The 21,204-nt window shown below is 69.1% G+C and carries 14 protein-coding genes; all 14 read left to right on the top strand.

What is annotated here, in order from left to right; all coding sequences use genetic code 11:
• Nucleotides 1-114: 114 nt before the first annotated feature.
• Nucleotides 115-2,727, top strand: coding sequence for a SpoIIE family protein phosphatase (locus ACZ3YO_RS09600; protein WP_465567010.1), 2,613 nt, complete (start codon nt 115-117; stop codon nt 2,725-2,727).
• A 121-nt stretch (nt 2,728-2,848) separates the two neighbouring features.
• Nucleotides 2,849-4,630: an ABC transporter family substrate-binding protein gene (locus ACZ3YO_RS09595; protein ID WP_465567007.1), complete on the top strand. Its 1,782-nt coding sequence runs from the start codon at nt 2,849-2,851 to the stop codon at nt 4,628-4,630.
• A gap of 263 nt (nt 4,631-4,893) precedes the next feature.
• The gene (typA, locus tag ACZ3YO_RS09590; RefSeq protein ID WP_148643081.1) at nt 4,894-6,762 is read left to right on the top strand and encodes a translational GTPase TypA; all 1,869 of its coding nucleotides are present in this window, start codon (nt 4,894-4,896) and stop codon (nt 6,760-6,762) included.
• A gap of 429 nt (nt 6,763-7,191) precedes the next feature.
• Nucleotides 7,192-8,826 (top strand): peptide ABC transporter substrate-binding protein, encoded by a 1,635-nt coding sequence (locus ACZ3YO_RS09585; protein WP_465567004.1) that lies wholly within the window; start codon nt 7,192-7,194, stop codon nt 8,824-8,826.
• Nucleotides 8,827-8,915: 89 nt separating this feature from the next.
• The gene (locus ACZ3YO_RS09580) at nt 8,916-9,860 is read left to right on the top strand and encodes an ABC transporter permease (protein ID WP_396320656.1); all 945 of its coding nucleotides are present in this window, start codon (nt 8,916-8,918) and stop codon (nt 9,858-9,860) included.
• Nucleotides 9,853-10,794: an ABC transporter permease gene (locus ACZ3YO_RS09575; RefSeq protein ID WP_396320657.1), complete on the top strand. Its 942-nt coding sequence runs from the start codon at nt 9,853-9,855 to the stop codon at nt 10,792-10,794. Before ACZ3YO_RS09580 ends, ACZ3YO_RS09575 begins: the two co-directional genes overlap by 8 nt.
• 19 nt (nt 10,795-10,813) lie before the next feature.
• A complete protein-coding gene (locus ACZ3YO_RS09570; RefSeq protein WP_396320658.1) occupies nt 10,814-11,863 on the top strand; it encodes an ABC transporter ATP-binding protein in 1,050 nt (349 codons plus the stop codon).
• Nucleotides 11,856-12,875, top strand: a complete 1,020-nt coding sequence (locus ACZ3YO_RS09565) for an ABC transporter ATP-binding protein (protein ID WP_465567000.1) — start codon at nt 11,856-11,858, stop codon at nt 12,873-12,875. Before ACZ3YO_RS09570 ends, ACZ3YO_RS09565 begins: the two co-directional genes overlap by 8 nt.
• 173 nt (nt 12,876-13,048) lie before the next feature.
• A complete protein-coding gene (locus ACZ3YO_RS09560) occupies nt 13,049-14,671 on the top strand; it encodes a peptide ABC transporter substrate-binding protein (protein WP_465566997.1) in 1,623 nt (540 codons plus the stop codon).
• Between the two features lie 177 nt (nt 14,672-14,848).
• Nucleotides 14,849-15,775, top strand: a complete 927-nt coding sequence (locus ACZ3YO_RS09555; protein WP_396320661.1) for an ABC transporter permease — start codon at nt 14,849-14,851, stop codon at nt 15,773-15,775.
• 76 nt (nt 15,776-15,851) lie between these two features.
• Complete coding sequence (locus ACZ3YO_RS09550) at nt 15,852-16,766, top strand: ABC transporter permease (protein WP_465567225.1); 915 nt, start codon at nt 15,852-15,854, stop codon at nt 16,764-16,766.
• Between the two features lie 15 nt (nt 16,767-16,781).
• Nucleotides 16,782-17,834, top strand: coding sequence for an ABC transporter ATP-binding protein (locus ACZ3YO_RS09545; RefSeq protein ID WP_465566993.1), 1,053 nt, complete (start codon nt 16,782-16,784; stop codon nt 17,832-17,834).
• Complete coding sequence (locus ACZ3YO_RS09540) at nt 17,824-19,146, top strand: ABC transporter ATP-binding protein (protein ID WP_465566990.1); 1,323 nt, start codon at nt 17,824-17,826, stop codon at nt 19,144-19,146. The genes ACZ3YO_RS09545 and ACZ3YO_RS09540 overlap by 11 nt, the downstream gene beginning before the upstream one ends.
• A gap of 413 nt (nt 19,147-19,559) precedes the next feature.
• Nucleotides 19,560-21,203 (top strand): peptide ABC transporter substrate-binding protein, encoded by a 1,644-nt coding sequence (locus ACZ3YO_RS09535; protein ID WP_465566987.1) that lies wholly within the window; start codon nt 19,560-19,562, stop codon nt 21,201-21,203.
• Nucleotide 21,204 lies beyond the last annotated feature (1 nt).

The raw sequence follows: 21,204 nt of genomic DNA, 5'->3' as shown, positions 1-21,204 counted from the left end.
AACCTTCGCCCGATCTGATGTTGTGATGTTGAGGGCGTGTGAACGTACCCCTCGATGATGAATACTCGGTCTTCTCGGCATCCGGACGGTCGCGGGTTTGGAGGGGTCGGTCCGTTGAACAGCACCCCGGCGCGTAATGCGCCGAGCAGCAGCGGTCATGCCGCTGTGCCCGGGCAGGCCGGTTCCCCACACCTGCCCGCCCCCGCGGCCCCCCAGGCCGCACCCGCCGGGCAGGGCCGTGCCGCCCGCCCCGGGGTCGGCGCCGACCAGTGGGGCGCCGGGGACCCAGGCTCGATCTACGACTACATCCGGGTCGCCACCTTCGCGATCGGCCCCGACGGCCGGATCAGCCAGTGGAGCGACCGGGCCGCCGAGTTCTTCGGCCTGCCCGCCGCCGAGGCGGTCGGCTCCGACCCGATCACCACCTTCGTGCCACGCGAGCTCTGGCAGCGCGGCCGCGCCCGGCTGGAGCGCACCCTGGCCGGCGAGGAGTGGGTGGGCACGGCGCCCTACCGCGACGCCACCGGCGGGGAGGGGCTCGCCGAGCTCTACCTGATGCCCGACAGCGCGCTGCCCACCGCCGGCGCCACCTGTCTCGCCGTCGACCTCGGCCGGCTGCGGCGGATCGAGACCGACCTCGCCGCCTCCGAGGCCGTCTTCGGGCAGACCCCCACCGGCTTCATCCTCTTCGACGACCGGCTCCGGCTCCAGCGCGTCAACGACGCCTTCGCCTCCGGGATGGGCCTCGCCCCCACCGACCTCGAAGGCCTCACCGCGCACGACCTCTTCCCCCAGTCCGAGGCCGACCGGCTGACCGCCGCGCTGCGCAAGGTCGTCGCCACCGGCCAGCCCGTCTTCGACCTGCGCTTCCACTCGGCCGTCCCCACCCGCGAGGGCAACCGGCTCTGGGCCGTCTCGCTGTACCGGCTGAACGGCTCGGCCGGCCAGCCGATGGGCGTCGCCGGCCAGGTCGCCGACGTCACCAGCCGGCACGTCGCCGAGCGCGAGGCCGACGGCGTCCGCCGCAACCTCGCCCTGCTCAACGAGGCCAGCGCCCACATCGGCTCCACGCTCGACCTGGAGACCACCGCCAAGGAGCTGCTGGACGTCGTCGTCCCGCCGTTCTGCGACCTCGCCACCGTCGACCTCTACACCGCGCTGCTCTCCGGCGAGACCGTCCCCAGCGCCGGCCGGTACGGCGACGGCGTGCTCACCGACGGCAGCGGCGAACTGCGCCGGGTCGCCGTCTCCAGCGTGGTCGGCGGCGCCTCCTCGGTGCTCGGCTCGGTCACCGGCCTGCCCATCGCCGAGGCCGGCGGCACCCTCTGCTACCCGCGCCGCTCCCCGCACGCCCGGGCGCTGCGCACCGGCCGCAGTGTCGTCCCCGAGCCCGGGCCGGACCCGCTGCTGCGCTCCACCCTGATCGTCCCGCTGGTCGCCCGCGACCAGGTGCTCGGGCTCGTCCAGCTCTCCCGGGCGATCGGCAGCGAGCCCTTCGACGCCCGCGACGTCGCCATCGCCGAGGAGCTGGTCGCCCGGGCCGCCGTCTGCATCGACAACGCCCGGCTCTACCGCCGCGAGCACGAGCGCGCCCTGATCCTCCAGCGCAGCCTGCTGCCCCCGGGCAACCCGGCCGCCAGCGGCCTGGAGATCGCCTGCCGCTACCTGCCCAGCAACAACAACACCGAGGTCGGCGGCGACTGGTTCGACGTCATCCAGCTGCCCGGCAACCGCACCGCCCTGGTCATCGGCGACGTGATGGGCCGCGGCCTGCGCGCCGCCGTCGCGATGGGCCAGCTGCGGACCGCCGTCCGCACCCTGGCCATGCTCGACCTCGACCCCGCGGAGGTGCTCACCGCCCTCGACGAGATCGCCCGCGGCCTCGGCGACGACTCCGCGCCCGCGAGCTCACCCACCCCGTACGGGCGGCTCACCTCGACCGCCGACGAGGAGGCCCGCGAGGTCTACCTCGCGACCTGCGTCTACGCGGTCTACGACGCCGTCACCCGCCGCTGCGTCTTCGCCAACGCCGGCCACCTGCCGCCCGTCCTGCTCAGCCCCGGCGAGCCCGCCCGGATGCTCGACGTGCCGCCCGGCCTGCCGCTCGGCGTCGGCGGCGAGCCGTTCGAGGAGGTCGAGCTGACCCTGCCGGACGGCGCCGTGCTCGGCCTCTACACCGACGGTCTGGTGGAGAGCCGCAAGCACCAGCTGGACGAGGGCCTGCGCGCCTTCCGCACCGCGCTGTCCGCCGAGGGCAAGGGCCTGGAGGACCTCTGCGACCACGTCCTCGGTGAGCTCAACCCGCACCACGGCGAGGACGACATCGCCCTGCTGATGGCCAAGGTGCACGCCTTCCCCGACGACGCCGTCGGCAACTGGTTCCTGCCGCCCGAGCCCACCTCGGTGGCCAAGGCCCGCGAGCTGGCCTGCAGCTGGCTGCTGGCGCGCGGCCTGGACGAGCTGGTGGACACCACCGAGCTGCTGGTCAGCGAGCTGGTCACCAACGCGCTCCGGCACGGCCGCGGCGAGATCCGGCTCCGGCTGCTGCGCGACCGCTCCATGGTCTGCGAGGTCTGGGACGACGGCTACGCCCAGCCGCGGCAGCGGCGCGCCCAGGAGACCGACGAGGGCGGGCGCGGGCTCCAGCTGGTCAGCCTGCTGGCCGAGCGCTGGGGCAGCAGGCGCACGCCCAAGGGCAAGATCGTCTGGTTCGAGCTGGCCCTGTAGGCGGCAGCCCCACGCCCCGGAGGCGCGCGGGCGGGTCACAGTTCGGCTGTCCGGGTGCAGTCGACCGGCGGCCGCCGTGTCGGCGGGCCGGGCCGCGCCCCGGCGGCGTTCCATGGCCGCCATGCGCGTCCGCCAGCTCACCGCCCCAGCCGCCGTCGCCGCGCTGGTGCTCGCCGCCGGGGCCCTGGCCGGCTGCTCCGGCGCCCCTGCCCCGGCCCGCACCCCGGCGCCCGTCCCGGTGTCCGCCGCCCCCACGGCCGTCACCGGCGACGTCAGCCCGCCCGACCGCAGCGCCGTCGGGGACGGTGGCACGCTGCGCTGGGCGCTGGACGGCGTCCCCGCCACGCTGAACCTCTACCAGCCGGCGGCGACCGCAGACTCGGCGCTGCTCGCGCACGCCCTCTACCCCGCGCTGTTCCGGCCGGACGAGCACGGCCGGCTCGTCCCCGACCCGGACTACCTCGCCGCCGCCGAGTCCACCCCGCCCGGGCAGCGGCCACAGGTCGTCACCTACCGGCTCAACCCGCACGCCGTCTGGAGCGACGGCACCCCGCTCTCGGCCGCCGACTTCACCGCCCAGCGAGCCGCCCTCTCCGGCCTCGACCCCGCCTACACCGGCACCCGCCCCGCCGGGTACGACGCGATCGACTCGATCACCCCGGGCGCGGACCCGTCCGAGATCAGGATCGTCTTCCGGCGGCCGTACGCCGAGTGGCGGTCCCTCTTCGGCCCGCTCTACCCCGCCGCCGTGACCTCCTCCCCGGCCGCCTTCAGCCGGCCGCTGGCGGGCGGTCCGCGGGCGACGGCGGGTCCTTTCGTGATCTCCGGGCCGGGCGGGTACGACGCGGCGGGCGGGCGGGTCACCCTGGTGCGCAACCCGCTCTGGTGGGGCGACCCGCCCAAGGCCGACCGGATCGACTTCCTCGCCACCCCGGCCGAACGGCGGCTGGACGCGCTCGGCCAGGACCTGCTCGACATCGCCCCGCTCACGGCGGCGGTTGACCGGGCCCCGGCGCCCGGCACCTCGGCCGACCGCGCCGAGGCCGCCGACCAGGCGCTGCGCCGGGCCGAGGCACTACCCGGGATCACCGTCCACCGGGCCGCCGCCGCCTCGCTCACCCAGCTCACCCTCAACGCAGGCCGGGAGCCGCTCACCGACCCGGCCGTCCGGCAGGCCCTCGCCCGGGCCGTCGACCGGCGGCGGATCGCCGACGCGGCGCTCACCCCGCTCGGGCTACCCGCCGCCCCGCTCGGCAGCCACCTGCTCGCCGGCGACCAGGACGGTTACCGGGACAACAGCAGCGCCCTCGGCACCGCGGACCCGGGCCGGCTGCTGGACGCGGCCGGCTGGAAGCGCCCGAAGGGCGGCGGCACCCGGACCAGGAACGGGCACGAGCTCTCGCTCTCCCTGCTGATCCCCTCGGGCTCCGCCACCTCCCGGCGCGCCGCCGACGCGCTGGCCGCCGACCTCGCCGGGACGGGCATCGCCGTCCGCCCGGTGGCGCTCCCCGCCGAGGCCCTCGTCCGCACCGGCCTGGCCGCCGGCGACTACGACCTCGCCCTCTTCTCCTGGCCGGCCGGCCCCAACCCGGCGGTCGACCAGCGCCCCGTCTACGCCAAGCCCCGGCCCGGAGCCGACGGCGCCCTGGAGACCGGCACCAACTACGGCCGCACCGGGACGGAGGAGATCGACCGCCTCTTCGACCGCGCCGCCGGGGAACTCGACCCCGCCGCCCACCTCGCCCTGCTCCAGGAGGCCGACACCCGGATCTGGCAGCTGGGCCACTCGGTGCCGTTGTTCCAGCGCCCGGAGCTGGTCGCCGTCCGGGAGGGTGTGGCGGGCGCCGGGGTGTGGGGTTTCGGCTGGCCCCGCTTCCAGGACGTGGGCCTCCTCACCGGCTGACCGGGGCGCCCGATCCGGGCACGCGCACGGCGTCCGCCGGGTGAGCGGCGTGTGATCCACCTGTGATCTTGATCCCGACCGACCTGCTCGTTTCTGCCCACCTGGGCGGTTCCCCGTACGATAGGAGGAAGCCGTGGCATGTCCTGCCCGGCGGGTGGACCGGTAGTAGCAGGCGGAACGGGCGGCGGCGATCGACAGGGATCGCCGGTCGGCGTCTCGCGGCCGGGCGCCGTAACCCACGATTCCGGGAGAATCCGCTCCGCATGCCCACGCGCAATGACATCCGCAACGTTGCCATCGTCGCCCACGTCGACCACGGCAAGACCACGCTGGTCGACGCCATGCTGAAGCAGGCCGGCGCCTTCGCCGCCCACCAGCACCTCGACGACCGGATGATGGACTCCAACGACCTGGAGCGCGAGAAGGGCATCACCATTCTCGCGAAGAACACCGCCGTCAAGTACCACCCCAAGGAGGGTGGCGCGCCGATCACGATCAACATCATCGACACCCCGGGCCACGCCGACTTCGGTGGCGAGGTCGAGCGCGGTCTGTCGATGGTCGACGCGGTCGTGCTGCTGGTCGACGCCTCCGAGGGCCCGCTGCCGCAGACCCGCTTCGTGCTCCGCAAGGCGCTGACGGCCAAGCTGCCGGTCATCCTCTGCATCAACAAGACCGACCGCCCGGACTCCCGGATCGACGAGGTCATCAACGAGACCTACGACCTCTTCCTGGACCTCGACGCCACCGAGGACCAGATCGAGTTCCCGATCGTCTACGCCTGTGCGCGTGACGGCGTCGCCTCGATGACCAAGCCGGAGAACGGCACCGTGCCGGCCGACAGCGACTCGCTGGAGCCGTTCTTCTCCACCATCCTGGAGCACGTCCCGGCCCCGACCTACGACGAGGACGCGCCGCTCCAGGCCCACGTCACCAACCTGGACGCCGACAACTTCCTCGGCCGCATCGCGCTCTGCCGGGTCGAGCAGGGCGAGCTGCGCAAGGGCCAGCAGGTCGCGTGGATGAAGCGGGACGGCTCGGTCCAGCAGGTCAAGATCACCGAGCTGCTGATGACCGAGGCGCTCACCCGCAAGCCGGCCGAGGTGGCCGGCCCCGGCGACATCTGCGCCGTCGCGGGCATCCCGGAGATCATGATCGGCGAGACCCTGGCCGACCTGGAGAACCCCGTCGCGCTGCCGCTCATCACGGTGGACGAGCCGGCCATCTCGATGGTCATCGGCACCAACACCTCGCCGCTGGTCGGCAAGGGCGGCAAGGGCCACAAGGTCACCGCCCGCATGGTGAAGGACCGCCTGGACCGCGAGCTGATCGGTAACGTCTCGCTCCGCGTGCTGCCGACCGAGCGTCCGGACGCCTGGGAGGTCCAGGGCCGTGGCGAGCTGGCGCTGGCCATCCTGGTCGAGACCATGCGCCGGGAGCTGTTCGAGCTGACCGTCGGCAAGCCGCAGGTCGTCACCAAGGTCATCAACGGCAAGACCCACGAGCCGGTCGAGCGGATGACCATCGACAGCCCCGAGGAGTACCTCGGCGCGATCACCCAGCTGATGGCGACCCGCAAGGGCCGCATGGAGACCATGACGAACCACGGCTCCGGCTGGGTCCGCATGGAGTTCATCGTCCCGTCGCGCGGCCTGATCGGCTTCCGGACCCAGTTCCTGACCGACACCCGCGGCACCGGCATCGCGCACAGCATCTTCGAGGGCCACGAGCCGTGGTTCGGCGAGCTGCGGATGCGCAACAACGGTTCGCTGGTGGCGGACCGCGCGGGCGTCGTGACGCCGTTCGCGATGATGGGCATCCAGGAGCGCGGCACGCTCTTCGTCGAGCCCACCACCGAGGTGTACGAGGGCATGATCGTCGGCGAGAACTCGCGCCAGGACGACATGGACATCAACATCACCAAGGAGAAGAAGCTCACCAACATGCGTGCCGCTTCCTCCGACACCACCGAGAACCTGGTGCCGCCGCGCAAGCTCTCGCTGGAGCAGTCGCTGGAGTTCTGCCGCGAGGACGAGTGCATCGAGGTGACCCCGGAGACGGTGCGCATCCGTAAGGTCGTCCTCGACCAGAAGGAGCGTGGCCGTTCGGCTTCGCGCGCCAAGAAGGCCTGATCCCGGGTTTAAACAACCTTTGGCCTGAATCGATCGCCCCCCTTTCCAGTGGAGAGGGGGGCGATCGTTTTCAACTACTCCAAGTTGTCGACGCGCGTATAAACGGAATAGCGCTTACCACGGCAAGGTGTCCGCTGAGCGAACGTGACAGTCCGTCATTCATGACGACTGTCCGTTTAATGCCTGTCTGAGTATGTCTTATATGTCCGATTTTCGAAACTTACCGACCGTTCATGTGACCTAATTGAGATCGGCATTGGTCACTTTCGTGTCCGTGCGTGACACATAGTGGGTGCAGTCAGGCTCGGGTCAAGGGTTAACGCGCAGGGGTGCGCGCCGAAACCACGAGCGCGGACGGCACAACGGAAGCGGCGTCAGCCGCCCGCGGTGCTCTCCTCGTTGGAAAGTCGATTTCAGGAGGCATCCCCCATGCGCGGTGCAACCCAGACCAAGTGGCTCGTTGCGGCGACCGCGATCGCCCTTGCGGCGACCGCTTGCAGCACCAGCTCGAAGAGCAATGACAAGGCTGCTTCCGGCGGCGGCTCCATCGCCGTCCAGCTCGGTGAGCCGCAGCACGGTCTGGTGCCGCAGAACACCGCGGAGTCCGAGGGCACCGAGGTCGAGAACGCCCTCTTCGCCGGCCTGGTCGACTACGACTTCAAGACCAACGCCCCGACCCTGCGCGTGGCCGAGTCGATCGAGTCCCCCGACAGCAAGGTCTGGACGATCAAGCTGAAGGACGGCTACACCTTCCACAACGGCGAGAAGGTCACCGCCAAGTCCTTCGTCGACGCCTGGAACTGGGGCGCCAACCAGGACAACGCCGCCGAGGGCCTCCCGTTCTACGCGAAGATCGAGGGCTCCGAGGAGCTGGCTCCGGGCAAGGACAAGAAGCCCACCGCCAAGGAGCTCAAGGGCCTGAAGGTCGTCGACGACAAGACCTTCACCGTCACCCTGTCGGCGCCGTTCTCGCAGTTCAAGACGATGCTCGGGTACAACCCGTTCTACCCGCTGCCGTCGGCGTTCTTCGCCGACCCGAAGGCCTTCGGCGACAAGCCGATCGGCAACGGCCCGTTCGAGATGGACGGCAGCTGGGAGCACAACAAGCAGATCAAGGTCAAGCGCTACGAGAACTTCCCGGCCTCGGACGGCAAGGCGAAGCTCCAGGGCGTCACCTTCAAGATCTACGACAACCTGGACACCGCGTACAACGACCTGCGCGCCGACAACATCCAGGCCACCGACAAGCTGCCGATCTCGGCCATGTCGACCGTCAAGAGCGAGTTCGGCGACCGCTACATCTACAAGCCGGAGTCCGGCGTCGGTTACATCGGCCTCCCGATCTCGACCAACCCGGCCGCGTACGGCAAGCCGGAGATCCGCAAGGCGATCTCGATGGCGATCGACCGCGAGGCGATCACCAAGACCATCTTCTCGGGCACCCGCGTCCCGGCCGACGACTTCGTCAACCCGCTGATCCCGGGCTACCGCAAGGGCGCCATGGGCGACGCGGCCAAGTACGACCCGGCCAAGGCCAAGGAGCTCTTCACCACGGCCGGCGGTGTCCCGAACAACACCATCGAGCTGGGCTACAACGCCGACGGTGGCCACAAGGAGTGGATCGAGGCCGTCGGCAACCAGCTGAAGAAGAACCTGGGCGTCGAGGTCACCTTCAAGCCGTTCGAGAAGTTCGGCAAGATCCTGGACGCGCTGGGCGCGAAGGAGTACTCGGGCGCCTTCCGCATGGCGTGGTCGATGGACTACCCGTCGATCGAGGACTACCTGCGCCCGATCTTCTCCAAGGTCGCGATCGAGAACGGCTCGAACTACGGCGGTTACGTCAACGACAAGTTCGAGACCCTGCTGGACCAGGCCGACCAGGCGAAGACGGACGACGAGGCCATCAAGCTGTACCAGCAGGCCGACGACATCCTCGTCCAGGACCTGCCGTACATCCCGGTGTACACCTACATGTCCTCCGCGGCCTACACCAAGAAGATCAAGAACTTCGACACCGACGCCCAGGGTCGCATGAACCTGGCCAAGGTCGAGCTCGCCGGCTGATCCGGTAGTCAGACGATCGGGGGCGGGTGGACCGGACTACAGTCCGAGTCCTCCCGCCTCCCTTCCTTGTCCGAAAGTATGGAGGTCTGATGGGCCGCTATGTCATCCGCCGACTGATACAGGCAATCCCTGTCCTGCTCGGCGCGACGCTGCTGATCTACGCGCTGGTTCACTACCTGCCCGGTGACCCGGTGCAGGCACTGGCCGGCGAGAAGCGAGCCGACCCGATCGTGGCGGAGATGATCCGCCAGAAGTACCACCTGAACGACCCCTTCCTGCTCCAGTACTGGAACTACATCTCGGGGGTCTTCCAGGGGAACCTCGGTGAAAGCCTGACCGGTCGCTCCGTGACCGACATGATCAGTGAGGCGTTCCCGTACACCGTCAACCTCGCCTTCGTCGCCTTCATCATCGAAGCGGTCATGGGCGTGCTGGCGGGTGTCATGGCGGCCCTTCGCAAGGGCAAGTTCATCGACCAGCTGGTCCTCATCAGCACGCTGTTCGTGATCTCGATCCCGGTCTTCGTCACCGGCTTCGTCCTCCAGCTGCTGCTGGGCGTGAAGCTGAAGAACGACTACGGCTTCGACTTCTTCCCGGTCTCCTTCAACGAGGAGGACGGACTGCGGGCGTACCTGCTGCCGGCCTTCGTGCTGGCGTCCACCTCGCTCGCGTACGTCGCCCGACTGACCCGCACCAGTCTGATGGAGACCATGCGCGCGGACTACGTCCGCACCGCGGTCGCCAAGGGCCTGAAGCGCCGTCGGGTGATCGGCCGTCACGCCCTGCGCAACGCGCTGATCCCGATCGTCACCTTCCTCGGTGCCGACCTGGGCGGCCTGATGGGTGGCGCGGTCATCACCGAGAAGATCTTCAACATGCACGGCATCGGCGGCCTGCTCGCCCAGTCCGTGTACCAGAAGCAGGGCACGGTGATCGTCGGCATGGTCACCCTGCTGGTGATGATCTACCTCATCACCACCCTGCTCGTGGACCTGCTGTACGCCGTGCTCGACCCGAGGATCCGCTATGAGTGACACCATCACCGTGGGCAGCGAGGCCCCGTCCGAGGACAACAGCCCGAAGACCTCCCCGGAGAAGAAGCAGAAGCCGGAGCGGGTGGCCAGCCTCTGGACGGACGCGCTGCGCGACCTGCGCCGCAACCCGGTCTTCATCATCGGTGCCGCTCTGGTGCTGTTCCTGCTGGTCATGGCGGCCGTTCCGCAGCTGTTCACCGACGGCAGCCCGACCGCGAACGGTGCCTGCGACCTGGCCGACTCCCTGAAGCGCCCGAGCGCCGAGCACTGGTTCGGCTTCGACGTGCAGGGCTGCGACGTCTACACCCGCACGGTGTGGGGCGCCCGCAACTCGATCATCGTCGGTGTCCTGACCACGCTGCTGGTCACCGTGGTCGGCTCGCTCCTCGGCCTGCTGGCCGGTTGGAAGGGCGGGATCACCGACTCGATCCTGTCGCGCTTCACCGAGATCTTCTTCTCGATCCCGCTGCTGCTCGGCGGCATGCTGATCATGTCGATGCTCGGCAAGGGCAACGCCTACACCGTGTCGCTGGTCATGGCCGTCCTCGGCTGGCCGCAGATCTTCCGCATCATGCGCGCCTCGGTGATCTCCAACAAGCACAACGACTACGTGATGGCGGCCCGCGCGCTGGGCGCCAGCAGCGGCCGGATCACCTTCCGGCACATCCTGCCGAACGCCATCGCGCCGGTCATCGTGGTCTCGGCGATCAGCCTGGGCGTCTACATCGGTGCCGAGGCGGCGCTGTCCTACCTCGGCATCGGCGTGCAGTCCCCGGAGATCTCCTGGGGCCTGATGATCAGCGATGCCTCGGTCCGCTTCCTGGCGGCCCCGCACGTCCTGCTCTTCCCGTCGGCCGCGCTGAGCATCACCGTGCTGGCCTTCATCATGCTCGGCGACGCGGTCCGCGACGCCCTCGACCCGAAGCTCCGCTGAGAGAAGAGGTGACGACCCGATGACCACCGTGATCGAGAAGAACCAGAAGAGCGGCCGGCTCGAAGTTGGCACCCCGCTGCTGGAGGTCCGCGACCTCCACGTGGAGTTCCACACTCGGGACGGCGTCGCCAAGGCCGTGAACGGCGTCAACTACTCCGTCGCCGCCGGTGAGACCCTGGCGGTGCTCGGCGAGTCCGGCTCCGGCAAGTCGGTGACCGCCCAGACCATCATGGGCATCCTCGACATGCCGCCCGGCAAGATCAGCCAGGGACAGATCCTCTTCCGCGGGCAGGACATGCTCGCGATGAAGGAGGAGGAGCGCCGGCTGATCCGCGGCCAGAAGATCGCGATGATCTTCCAGGACGCGCTCTCCTCGCTGAACCCGGTGATGACCGTCGGCGCCCAGCTCGGCGAGATGTTCCGGGTGCACCGCGGCGCTTCCAAGAAGGAGGCCCGGGAGAAGGCCATCGAGCTGATGGAGCGGGTGCGCATCCCCGCCGCCAGGCAGCGCGTGGGCGACTACCCGCACCAGTTCTCCGGCGGCATGCGCCAGCGCATCATGATCGCCATGGCGCTCTCCATGGAGCCCGACCTGATCATCGCCGACGAGCCCACCACCGCCCTGGACGTCACCGTCCAGGCCCAGGTGATGGACCTGCTCGCCGAGCTGCAGGACGAGTACAACATGGGCCTGATCCTGATCACCCACGACCTCGGCGTGGTCGCCGACGTCGCGGACAAGATCGCCGTCATGTACGCCGGCCGGATCGTCGAGACCGCCCCGGTGCGTGACCTGTACGCCAACCCGGCGCACCCCTACACCAAGGGCCTGCTCCGTTCCATCCCGCGCCTGGACCAGAAGGGCCAGGAGCTGTACGCGATCAAGGGCCTGCCCCCGAACCTGCTGAAGGTCCCGGCCGGCTGCGCGTTCAACCCCCGCTGTGACGTCGCCACCGACCTGTGCCGCACGGAGATCCCGAAGCTGCACCAGGTGACCGACAAGGACGGCAAGGAGCTCACCGGCCGCCGCAGCGCGTGCCACCTCTGGAAGGAGACCCTCCATGGCTGAGCCCATCCTGGAGGTCAAGGACCTGGTCAAGCACTACCCGCTGACCCAGGGCATCCTCTTCAAGAAGCAGGTCGGCGCGGTCAAGGCGGTCGACGGCATCTCCTTCGAGCTGGCGAAGGGCGAGACCCTCGGCATCGTCGGCGAGTCCGGCTGTGGCAAGTCCACGCTGGCCAAGGTGCTGATGAACCTGGAGCGGGCCACCTCCGGCGAGGTCCTGTTCAAGGGCGAGGACATCTCCAAGCTGTCCGGCGCGGCCCTCAAGGCCGTCCGCCGCAACATCCAGATGGTGTTCCAGGACCCGTACACCTCGCTCAACCCGCGCATGACGGTCGGCGACATCATCGGCGAGCCGTTCGAGATCCACCCCGAGGTGGCTCCGAAGGGCGACCGCCGCAAGGCCGTCCAGGACCTGCTGGACGTCGTCGGCCTGAACCCGGAGTACATCAACCGGTACCCGCACCAGTTCTCCGGCGGCCAGCGCCAGCGCATCGGCATCGCCCGCGGCCTCGCGCTCAAGCCCGAGATCATCATCTGCGACGAGCCGGTCTCCGCCCTGGACGTCTCCGTGCAGGCGCAGGTGATCAACCTGCTGGAGCAGCTGCAGAGCGAGTTCGAGCTGTCGTACATGTTCATCGCGCACGACCTCTCCATCGTCCGGCACATCTCCGACCGCGTCGGCGTGATGTACCTGGGCAAGATGGTCGAGATCGGTACCGACGAGGAGATCTACGACAACGCGACGCACCCGTACACCCAGGCGCTGCTCTCCGCGGTGCCGGTGCCGGACCCGACGGCGCGCGAGAGCCGTGACCGGATCATCCTGACCGGCGACATCCCCTCGCCGGCCAACCCGCCGTCCGGCTGCCGGTTCCGCACCCGCTGCTGGAAGGCGGAGGAGCGCTGCTCCACCGAGGTCCCGCTGCTGGCGGTGCCGGAGGTGCTGAGCGGCCCGGCCAAGCACCAGTCGGCGTGTCACTTCGCCGAGGTCCGGGAGACGGCCGCCGCCGTCTGATCCCGAGGCGTTTCCCGGAAGGGCCCGCAGCCGTCGTGCTGCGGGCCCTTCCGGCGTTCCGTCAACTCCACGCAGGGCCTGCTGCACCCATCCGGGGGTACCCGGCTCGCGCCGCCGCGCGGGCGCGCTTCTCATGGGGTGTGATGCGACACACACCTTGAGGAGGGACCTCCATGCCCGCAGCCCCCCGTGCTCGATGGGTCCTCGCCGGTGCGACATCCGTGGCCCTGGTGGCCAGCGGGTGCAGCAGCAGCGGCGGAGGCGGAAGCAGCTCGTCGGACAGCAGCAAGACCTTCAGCTACCAGAGCAGTGAGCCGCAGAACCCGCTGCAGCCGGCGAACGCCAACGAGACCGGCGGCGGGCGCATCCTGCAGAACCTCTTCAAGGGCCTGGTCGACTACGACCCCAGCAACGCCAAGATCCGGATGCAGGTCGCGGACTCGATCGACACCAGCGACTCGCAGACCTTCAACGTCACGCTGAAGAGCGGCTGGACGTTCCACGACGGCACGCCGGTCACGTCGGCCAACTTCGTCGACGCCTGGAACTGGGGCGCGACCACCACCAACAACCAGATCAACAGCTCCTGGTTCTCCGACATCGAGGGCTATCAGGACGTCCACCCCGCCAGCGGCCAGCCGACCGCGACCAAGATGTCCGGGCTGACCGTGGTGGACGACACGCACTTCACCATCAAGCTGCGGGGCAAGGTCTCGTACTTCGAGTACAAGCTCGGGTACATCGCCTTCTCGCCGCTGCCGTCCGCCTTCTTCAGCGACCCGACCGGGTACGGGCAGAAGCCGGTGGGCAACGGCCCGTACCAGTTCGTCAGCTGGGACCACAACCAGCAGGTGGTCACCAAGGCCTACCCGAACTATCAGGGCGTGGACAAGCCGAAGAACGGCGGCGTCGTCTTCAAGATGTACAGCACCGCCGAGGCCGCCTACGCCGACCTGCAGTCCAACAACCTGGACGTGATGGACCAGGTGCCGCCGTCCGCGCTGGCCACCTACAAGAGCGACCTGGGCGACCGGGCGATCGACTCCCCGCAGGGTGCCATCCAGAACGTCGGCTTCACGCTGTACCAGGCGGACTGGGCCGCGCCCGAGAAGGCCCAGGTCCGCCAGGGCATCTCGATGGCGATCGACCGCGACACCATCACCAAGACGGTGCTCCAGGGGTCGCGCGCGCCCGCCAGCGCCTGGGTCGCCGAGGGGGTCGAGGGGTACAAGGCGGGTCAGTGCGGTGAGTTCTGCACGTTCAACCCGGACAAGGCCAAGCAGCTGATCGCCCAGGGCGGCGGCATCCCGGGCAACAAGCTGACCATCACCTACAACGCGGACGGCGGCCACAAGGAGTGGGTCGACGCCGTCTGCAACTCGGTCCGACAGAGCACCGGGGCGGACTGCACCGGTGACCCGAAGCCCGACTTCAAGACCGCCCGGGCGGCGATCACCGGCCACCAGATCGACGGCATGTTCCGGACGGGCTGGGTGCAGGACTACCCGCTGAACGCCAACTTCCTCGCCGACGTCTACCGCACCGGCGCGGCGTCCAACGACTTCGGCTACAGCAGCCCGCAGTTCGACAAGCTGTCCACCCAGGCGGACCAGGCGGACAGCGTCCAGGGCTCGGTGACGGGCTACCAGCAGGCAGAGGCGGTGCTGGCGACCGACATGCCGGCCATCCCGCTCTGGTACTACCGCACCAACTCGGGCTACTCCAACAACGTCCAGAACGTGACGTTCGACTCCTTCGGCAACCCGGCCTGGACCCAGGTCGAGGTCAAGGGCTGATCCCCCCTCCCCGCCCGTCACCGGGCTGCGGCACCTCCCGGCCGCCAGGCCGGGGGCGAGGGGCCCGGCCCCGCGCGGCCCCGCCCTCCCCGCACGGGGGGCGGGGCCCGGGCACTCGGTCCAACGGCCCGCCGCACCCGGTCACGGGCCGACCCGTCACCTAGGAAGGAGGCTCGGATGGGAAGTTACGTGCTGCGGCGGGTGCTGCAGATGATCCCGGTGTTCTTCGGCTCCACATTCCTGATCTTCCTGATGGTCTACACGCTGCCGGGCGACCCGGTCGCGGCGCTGTTCGGGGACAAGGCCGCCGACCCGGCGGTGGTGGCCAACCTGAAGCACCGGTACTACCTCGACCAGCCGCTGTGGAAGCAGTACCTGCACTACATGGGGAACCTGTTCCAGGGTGACTTCGGGACGAGCTTCACCGGCCGCTCGGTCACCGACATCATGGCGGACGCCTTCCCGGTCACCATCCGGCTGGCCCTGATGGCCTTCGCCTTCGAGCTGGTCGTCGGGCTGGCACTCGGTCTGATCTCCGGCCTCAGGCGGGGCAGCATCGAGGACACCCTGGTGCTGGCCCTGACCCTGGTGGTGATCTCGATCCCGGTGTTCGTGCTCGCCTACATCGCCCAGACGATCTTCGCCACCAACCTGGGCTGGGTCACCCCGACGGTGCAGGACTCCACGGACCTCTCCCAGCTGATCCTGCCCGCGATCGTGCTGGGTTCGCTCTCCCTCGCGTTCGTCGCCCGGCTCACCCGGACGTCGATCGGGGAGAACCTGCGGGCCGACTACATGCGCACCGCGGTCGCCAAGGGCCTGCCGCGGCGGACCATCATCTCCCGGCACCTGCTGCGCAACTCGCTGATCCCGGTGGTCACCTTCCTCGGCACCGACCTCGGCGCGCTGATGGGCGGCGCGATCGTGACCGAGGGGATCTTCAACGTGCAGGGCATCGGCAACGTCCTGTACCGGGCGATCAACCAGAAGGAGGGCCCCACCGTGGTCGGCATCGTGACCGTCCTGGTGATCGTCTACCTGGTCGCCTCCCTGATCGTCGACCTGCTCTACGCGGTCCTGGACCCGAGGATCCGCTATGCCTGACCTGCATGACGAGGGCGAGTTCAGGCCGCATTCGGTGCCCGGTGTCGACCACCTCGACTACGCCGGCGAGCAGGGCATGGCGGTCGAGCAGGAGACCTTGGTCGAGGGCGACCCGGCCAAACGGGAGGAGGCCCGCAGCCTCTGGGGCGACGCCTGGCGGGACCTCCGCCGGCGGCCGGTCTTCCTGATCTCGGCGCTGCTGATCCTGCTGCTGATCGTGATGTCGATCTTCCCCTGGGCGTTCACGGACGCCAACCCGCGCAAGGCCGACCTGATCCACGACTTCCTCAAGCGCCCGGACTGGACGGACTTCTTCGGCGCCGGCTGGTTCGGCTACGACGGCCAGGGCCGGTCGATCTACGCCCGGGTGATCTACGGGGCCCGGGCCTCGATCACCGTCGGCATCTTCGTGACCCTCGGGGTCACCCTGCTCGGCGGGCTGACCGGCATGGTCGCCGGGTACTTCGGCGGTGCGGTGGATGCCGTGATCTCCCGCGTCGTCGACATCTTCTTCGGCATCCCGCTGCTGCTCGGCGCGCTGGTCCTGCTGGGCGCCTTCTCCGCCCGCACGGTGTGGAGCGTGGTGATCGCGCTGGCGGTCCTCGGCTGGACGCAGATCGCGCGCGTCATGCGCGGCGCCGTCCTGACCGTCAAACAGGCCGACTACGTGATGGCCGGCCGAGCGCTGGGCGCGGGCACCGGGCGGCTGATGCTCCGGCACATCCTGCCGAACGCGCTCGCGCCGGTGATCGTCGTCGCCACCATCGCCCTGGGCGGCTACATCGCGACCGAGGCCACCCTGAGCTTCCTGGGCATCGGCCTGCAGGACCCGACCATCTCCTGGGGCATCGACATCGCCTCCGCCCAGAAGGTGATCCGGACGGCCCCGTACGTGCTCTTCTTCCCGGCCGCGGCGCTCTCCATCACGGTGCTGGCCTTCATCATGCTGGGCGACGCGGTCCGCGACGCCCTCGACCCGAAGCTTCGCTGAGCGAGGGGACTCATCGTGACCACAGCTGTCGACACCGGCAAGCCGAAGCGGGAGGCGCCCTACGAGGGGCCGCTGCTGGACGTCCGCGACCTGCACGTCGAGTTCGTCACCCGGGACGGGGTGGCCAAGGCGGTCAACGGGGTCAACTACAGCGTCCGGGCGGGGGAGACGCTCGCGGTGCTCGGCGAGTCCGGTTCGGGCAAGTCGGTGACCGCGCAGGCGATCATGGGCATCCTGGACATGCCGCCGGCCCGGATCCCCCGGGGCGAGATCAGGTTCCGGGGCCAGGACATGCTCAAGATGGGCAAGGAGGAGCGGCGGCAGATCCGCGGGCAGAAGATCGCGATGATCTTCCAGGACGCGCTCTCCTCGCTCAACCCCGTACTCACCGTGGGGTTCCAGCTCGGTGAGATGTTCCGGGCCCACCAGGGGACGTCGCGCAAGGAGGCCCGGGAGAAGGCCGTCGAGCTGATGGAGCGGGTGCGAATCCCCGCGGCCAGGCAGCGGGTGAACGACTACCCGCACCAGTTCTCCGGCGGTATGCGCCAGCGCATCATGATCGCGATGGCGCTGGCCCTGGAACCGGACCTGATCATCGCCGACGAGCCCACCACCGCCCTGGACGTCACCGTCCAGGCGCAGGTGATGGACCTGCTGGCCGAGCTGCAGGCCGAGTTCCACATGGGCCTGATCCTGATCACCCACGACCTCGGCGTGGTGGCCGACGTCGCGGACAAGATCGCGGTGATGTACGCGGGGCGGATCGTCGAGACGGCGCCCGTGCACGAGCTGTACGCGCGGCCGGCCCACCCGTACACCCGCGGCCTGCTGGACTCCATCCCGCGCCTGGACCAGAAGGGCCAGGAGCTGTACGCGATCAAGGGCCTGCCGCCCAACCTGCTGCGGATTCCGCCGGGTTGCGCGTTCAACCCGCGCTGCCCGCGGGCCCAGGACATCTGCCGGGGCCAGGTGCCGGAGCTGTTCCCGGTCACCGAGGACGACGGCCGGGAGATGGCCGGCCGGGGCAGCGCCTGCTTCTTCTGGAAGGAGACCCTCCATGACCGCTAACGGGGCCAGCGCACTGGGGCCGGCGGTGCCGGAGGACGTCGCGTTCGCACGGGAGGTGCCGCCCGGCGAGCCGATCCTCCAAGTCCGGGACCTGATCAAGCACTTCCCGCTCACCAGGGGCGTCGTCTTCAAGAAGCAGGTCGGCGCGGTGAAGGCGGTGGACGGGGTCTCCTTCGACCTGGTCCAGGGGGAGACGCTCGGCATCGTGGGGGAGTCCGGCTGTGGCAAGTCCACGCTGGCCAAGGTGCTGATGAACCTGGAGCCGGCCACCGGCGGGTCGGTGCGTTACAAGGGGGAGGAGATCTCCCGGCTCTCCGGTGCCGGGCTGAAGGCGGTGCGCCGCAACATCCAGATGGTGTTCCAGGACCCGTACACCTCGCTCAACCCGCGCATGACGGTCGGCGACATCATCGGCGAACCCTACGAGATCCACTCCGAGGTGGCGCCGAAGGGGGACCGCCGCAAGGCCGTCCAGGACCTGCTGGACGTCGTGGGCCTGAACCCGGAGTACATCAACCGGTATCCGCACCAGTTCTCCGGCGGCCAGCGCCAGCGCATCGGCATCGCCCGCGGCCTCGCGCTCAAGCCGGAGGTGATCATCTGTGACGAGCCGGTCTCCGCGCTGGACGTCTCCGTCCAGGCGCAGGTGATCAACCTGCTGGAGCAGCTCCAGGGGGAGTTCAACCTCTCGTACATGTTCATCGCGCACGACCTCTCGATCGTCCGGCACATCTCCGACCGCGTCGGTGTGATGTACCTCGGCAGGCTGGTCGAGATCGGCTCCGACCTGGAGATCTACGACCACGCGACCCATCCGTACACCCAGGCGCTGCTCTCCGCGGTGCCGGTGCCGGACCCGACGGCGCGTCAGTCGCGGGACCGGATCGTGCTCACCGGGGACGTGCCCTCGCCGGCCAACCCGCCGTCCGGCTGCCGGTTCCGCACCCGCTGCTGGAAGGCGCAGGAGCGGTGCACGGTGGAGGTGCCGCTGCTGGCCGCGCCGGTGTGGCTGGAGGGGCTGGCCCGGCACGACTCGGCGTGTCACTTCGCGGCGGAGCGCGACATCGAGCACGGCGCGGCGGAGCGCGACATCGAGCACGCCGCGGCGGAGCGCGACATCGAGCACGCCGCGGCGGAGCGCGACATCGAGCACGGCGCGGCGGAGCGCGAGACCGGGCGGCCCAGCGCGGCGGAGCCCGGGACCGGGTCCAGCGCGAAGGAGCCCGAGGCGGGGCCCAGCGCGGCCGAGCCCGGGGCCGGCCGGAGCGAGGACGGCGGGGGCCCGACCCCGCCGGCGCCGGAAACCGGTTGACACCACCGTCCAGATCCCGAACCAAGGGCGCGCCCTCCCAGCGGAGGGCGCGCCCTTGCGTTGTCCTGCGGAAACACCGGAATTCCCCCGGCCGGATTTGATCATTACGCTCCGTAAAGCATCGAATACCGGAGAATATTGTTCGTTATCCGGAAGGCGGAGTGCGGGACTCCGTGCGCGATATGCAGGAATTTGGCGAGCAATGTCACGACTTGGTCTGAGCATGTAATTGAAAAGAGATGTGACGTGGATTCCGTCGGAGGGGTCCGGTGATCGATAGTTGCTCTGCGCGTATCAGTGGTCACCTCGCCAACTGTGCGGATCGGCCCTGAGATGTCGACCTTCGCCATGCCCGGCACACCGACTGGCGGGGCGCCGTTCGTTCGTAAGCCCCTAAATCGAGGAGCAGTTGAATGAGGCTCACCAAGACGATGCGTTGGACCGCGCTGGCGGCCTGCACCGCGCTCGCGATCTCCGCGTGCAGCACCGGCGGCGACAAGAAGTCCTCGGACCAGGCGAACGGGTCCGGCAAGAAGGGCGGCTCGATCAGCATCGAGTCGGGTGAGCCGCAGCACGGCCTGGTGCCGCAGAACACGGCCGAGTCCGAGGGGGCCCAGGTTCTCGCGGGGCTCTTCGCCGGCCTGGTCGACTACGACCACAAGGACAACTCGCCGAAGCTGCGGGCCGCCGAGTCGATCGAGAGCAGCGACGCCACCACCTGGACGATCAAGCTCAAGGACGGCTACACCTTCCACAACGGTGAGAAGGTCATCGCGCAGAACTTCGTCGACGCCTGGAACTACGGGGCGAACCAGGACAACGCGCAGGAGGGGCTGCCGTTCTTCGACAAGATCCTCGGTTCGGACGAGCTGGCCCCGGGCAAGGACAAGAAGCCCGCCGCGGACAAGCTCAAGGGCCTCAAGGTCGTCGACGACAAGACCTTCACGGTCACTCTCAAGGCCCCGTTCTCCCAGTTCAAGACCATGCTCGGCTACACCGCGTTCTACCCGCTGCCGAAGGCGTTCTTCGCCGACCCGAAGGCCTTCGAGGACGCGCCGATCGGAAACGGCCCGTTCCAGATGGACGGCAAGTGGGAGCACAACAAGCAGATCAAGGTGAAGCGGTACGAGAACTTCCCGGCGGCCGACGGAAAGGCAAAGCTGGATTCCGTCACCTTCAAGATTTACGACAAGCTGGAGACCTCGTACAACGACCTGCGCGCGGACAACATCCAGATCACCAACAAGCTCCCGATCTCGGCGATGTCGACCGTCGCGCAGGAGTTCGGTGACCGCTACATCTACAAGCCGGAATCCGGGGTCGGCTACCTCGGATTCCCGATCTCGACCAATCCGGCGTTCGGGAAGCCGGAGATCCGCAAGGCGATCTCGATGGCGATCGACCGCGAGGCGATCACGAAGACCATCTTCTCGGGCACCCGCAAGCCCGCCGACGACTTCATCAGCCCGATCATTCCGGGTTACCGGCAGGGCGCACTCGGCGACGCCGCCAAGTACAACCCGGCGAAGGCGAAGGAGCTCTTCACCCAGGCCGGCGGCCTGCCCGGGAACACGCTGGAGATCGGCTACAACGCGGACGGCGGCCACAAGGAGTGGATCGAGGCCGTCGGCAACCAGCTGAAGAACAACCTCGGCGTCGACGTCACCTTCAAGCCGTTCGAGAAGTTCGGCGCGATCCTCACCGCACTGGGCGACCACAAGTACTCCGGGGCCTTCCGGATGGCCTGGCAGATGGACTACCCGTCGATCGAGAACTACCTGCGGCCGATCTTCTCCAAGATCGCGATCGACAACGGGTCCAACTACGGCGGCTACGTCAACGAGGACTTCGAGGCCCTGCTGGCCCGGGCCGACAGCGCGAAGACCGACACCGAGGGCATCAAGCTCTACCAGCAGGCCGACGACATCCTGATCAAGGAACTGCCGTACATCCCGGTCTACACGTACATGACCTCGGGTGCCTACACCAAGGCCGTCAAGAACGTCGTCATCGACGCCCAGAACCGCATCGACCTCGCCAACGTCGAACTGGCCTGAC

The sequence above is a fragment of the Kitasatospora sp. NPDC022785 genome, from assembly GCF_055561295.1.
The sequence above is the reverse complement of the archived record's forward strand: the minus strand, read 5'-3'. Positions and strand labels throughout refer to the sequence as shown.

Coding starts and splice junctions, on each gene's coding strand:
- ACZ3YO_RS09595 (WP_465567007.1), top strand. CDS start 2,849: ATGCGCGTCCGCCAGCTCACCGCCCCAGCCGCCGTCGCCGCGCTGGTG.
- typA (WP_148643081.1), top strand. CDS start 4,894: ATGCCCACGCGCAATGACATCCGCAACGTTGCCATCGTCGCCCACGTC.
- ACZ3YO_RS09585 (WP_465567004.1), top strand. CDS start 7,192: ATGCGCGGTGCAACCCAGACCAAGTGGCTCGTTGCGGCGACCGCGATC.
- ACZ3YO_RS09580 (WP_396320656.1), top strand. CDS start 8,916: ATGGGCCGCTATGTCATCCGCCGACTGATACAGGCAATCCCTGTCCTG.
- ACZ3YO_RS09575 (WP_396320657.1), top strand. CDS start 9,853: ATGAGTGACACCATCACCGTGGGCAGCGAGGCCCCGTCCGAGGACAAC.
- ACZ3YO_RS09570 (WP_396320658.1), top strand. CDS start 10,814: ATGACCACCGTGATCGAGAAGAACCAGAAGAGCGGCCGGCTCGAAGTT.
- ACZ3YO_RS09565 (WP_465567000.1), top strand. CDS start 11,856: ATGGCTGAGCCCATCCTGGAGGTCAAGGACCTGGTCAAGCACTACCCG.
- ACZ3YO_RS09560 (WP_465566997.1), top strand. CDS start 13,049: ATGCCCGCAGCCCCCCGTGCTCGATGGGTCCTCGCCGGTGCGACATCC.
- ACZ3YO_RS09555 (WP_396320661.1), top strand. CDS start 14,849: ATGGGAAGTTACGTGCTGCGGCGGGTGCTGCAGATGATCCCGGTGTTC.
- ACZ3YO_RS09550 (WP_465567225.1), top strand. CDS start 15,852: ATGGCGGTCGAGCAGGAGACCTTGGTCGAGGGCGACCCGGCCAAACGG.
- ACZ3YO_RS09540 (WP_465566990.1), top strand. CDS start 17,824: ATGACCGCTAACGGGGCCAGCGCACTGGGGCCGGCGGTGCCGGAGGAC.
- ACZ3YO_RS09535 (WP_465566987.1), top strand. CDS start 19,560: ATGAGGCTCACCAAGACGATGCGTTGGACCGCGCTGGCGGCCTGCACC.